This is a genomic window from Conexibacter stalactiti (genome assembly GCF_033542075.1).
Classification (GTDB): domain Bacteria; phylum Actinomycetota; class Thermoleophilia; order Solirubrobacterales; family Solirubrobacteraceae; genus Conexibacter; species Conexibacter stalactiti.
This window is the reverse complement of the sequence record NZ_JAWSTH010000215.1, coordinates 1-1,877: the sequence shown is the minus strand read 5'-3', so window position 1 is coordinate 1,877 and position 1,877 is coordinate 1. Positions and strand designations below refer to the sequence as shown.

2 protein-coding genes are annotated in these 1,877 nt (G+C 75.9%); both read left to right on the top strand.

The window, feature by feature from the left end; all coding sequences use genetic code 11:
- Nucleotides 1–205 precede the first annotated feature (205 nt).
- Nucleotides 206–604, top strand: coding sequence for a uroporphyrinogen decarboxylase/cobalamine-independent methonine synthase family protein (locus R7226_RS31370; protein ID WP_318601500.1), 399 nt, complete (start codon nt 206–208; stop codon nt 602–604).
- On the top strand, nt 601–1,877 hold a 1,277-nt coding region (locus R7226_RS31365), incomplete at its 3' end, for an HAD-IC family P-type ATPase (RefSeq protein WP_318601499.1). The genes R7226_RS31370 and R7226_RS31365, both read left to right, overlap by 4 nt.

Genomic DNA, 1,877 nt, shown 5'->3' with positions numbered 1-1,877 from the left:
CGCCCGCCGCCGCCCCGCCCGGCGCCGCCCCGCGCGCCGCCGCACCCCCGAACTTCCCGCTCGCCCGCGACCTGTCCGACTGGCTGGCGGCCGCCGTCGCCGCTCAGGTGCGCGAGCTGGCCGCGCGCGGCTTCGACGCGCTGCTGGTCGTCGACGAGCCGGCGCTGCCGCAGTTCGGCGGCGAGCCCGCAGCGGTCGCGGCGCTGTGGAACCCGCTGCGCGTCGTCGCGTCGTCGCGCCGGCGTGGGGGCTGCACCTCTGCTGCGCGGTGCCGTGGGAGACGGTCGCGGCGGCGCGGCCCGACCTGCTCTCGTTCGACCTCGCGCTCGGTCCGCTGGACCAGCACGGCGTGCAGGAGCTGCGGGCGCTGCTGGCGCGCGGCGGGCGCATCGCGTGGGGCGTCGTCGCCGCGCACAGCGCCGAGCACGAGCAGCACGCGACGGCGCGGATGCGGGCGGCTCTGGCGCAGGTCGGCGGCGAGGAGGCGGGCCGCCGATCGCTGCTGAGCGCCTCGTGCGGCAGCGGCCTCACGACGGTCGCGCGGGAGACGGAGATCGCCGTCGCGCTGCTCGACACGGCGCGTGCTTTAGCCTCCCCGGTGTGACGAGCACGACGCTCGAGTCCCAGACGCCGCCGAGCGGGTTGACCGAGGCCGAGGCGCGGCGGCGGCTGGAAGCGCGCGGACCGCTGCCGCAGCAGGCGACGAGCCGCTCCTACCGCTCGATCGTGATCGCGAACACGTTCACGATCTTCAACCTGATCCTGCTCGTCTTCGGGCTGCTGACGATCTTCTTCGGCGACCCCAAGGACGCGCTCTTCGTCGGGATCCTCGTCGCCAACATGACGATCGGGATCTTCCAGGAGGTGCGCGCGAAGCGGGCGCTCGACGGCCTCGCCGCGCTCGTCGCCCCGCACGCGATCGTCGTCCGCGATGGAGAGCCGCGCGAGCTGCCGATCGGCGACGTCGTCGTCGGCGACCTCGTGCGCGTGAAGGCCGGCGACCAGGTCGTCGCCGACGGCCGGCTCGTGCGCGCCGAGGGGCTCGCGCTCGACGAGTCGAACCTGACCGGCGAGTCGGAGGCGGTGCGCGGGGAGGAGGGGCGCGGCGTCTTCTCCGGCTCGTTCGTCGTCGAGGGCGACGGCCTCTTCGAGGCGACCGCGGTCGGCCCCGACAGCCGCGCCGCGAGACTGGCGGAGACCGCGCGCGCCTTCCGTCATCCGCGCTCGCCGCTGGAGCGCGCGATGGACAGACTGCTGATCGTCTTCGTCGCGGTCATGCTGCCGCTGGCGACCGCGCTCGGGATCTCGCTCGCGATCCGCGACGTCAGCCAGGCGCAGGCGGTCGAGACGCTGACGGCGGCGGTCGTCAACATCGTCCCGGAGGGGCTGATCCTGCTCGTCTCGCTGACGATGGCGGTCTCGGCGGCGAAGATGGCCCGCCGCGGCGTGCTGGCGCAGCAGCTCAACGCGATCGAGTCGCTCGCGTCGGTGTCGGTGATGTGCACGGACAAGACCGGGACGCTGACCGAGGCATCGCTGCGCGTTGTCGAGACGATCCCCGCCGACGGCGTCGGCGACGACGACCTGCGCGCCGCGCTCGGCCGCTTCGCCGCCAGCGCCCCGTCGCGCAACGGCACGCTCGACGCCGTCCACGCGGCGCAGCTCGCCGGCGACGACGCGGCGCTGGAGCCGAGCGCGCAGGTGCCGTTCTCCTCGCGCCGCCGCTGGAGCGCGCTGGAGCTGGACGGCGCCCGCTATGTGCTCGGCGCGCCCGAGGCGCTGCTCGACGGCGCCTCCGCGCCCGACGGCTCGCGCGACGGCGCCGCCCACGCGCTGCGCGCCGCCGCGGCCGAGCAGGCCGCGACCGGCCGGCGCGT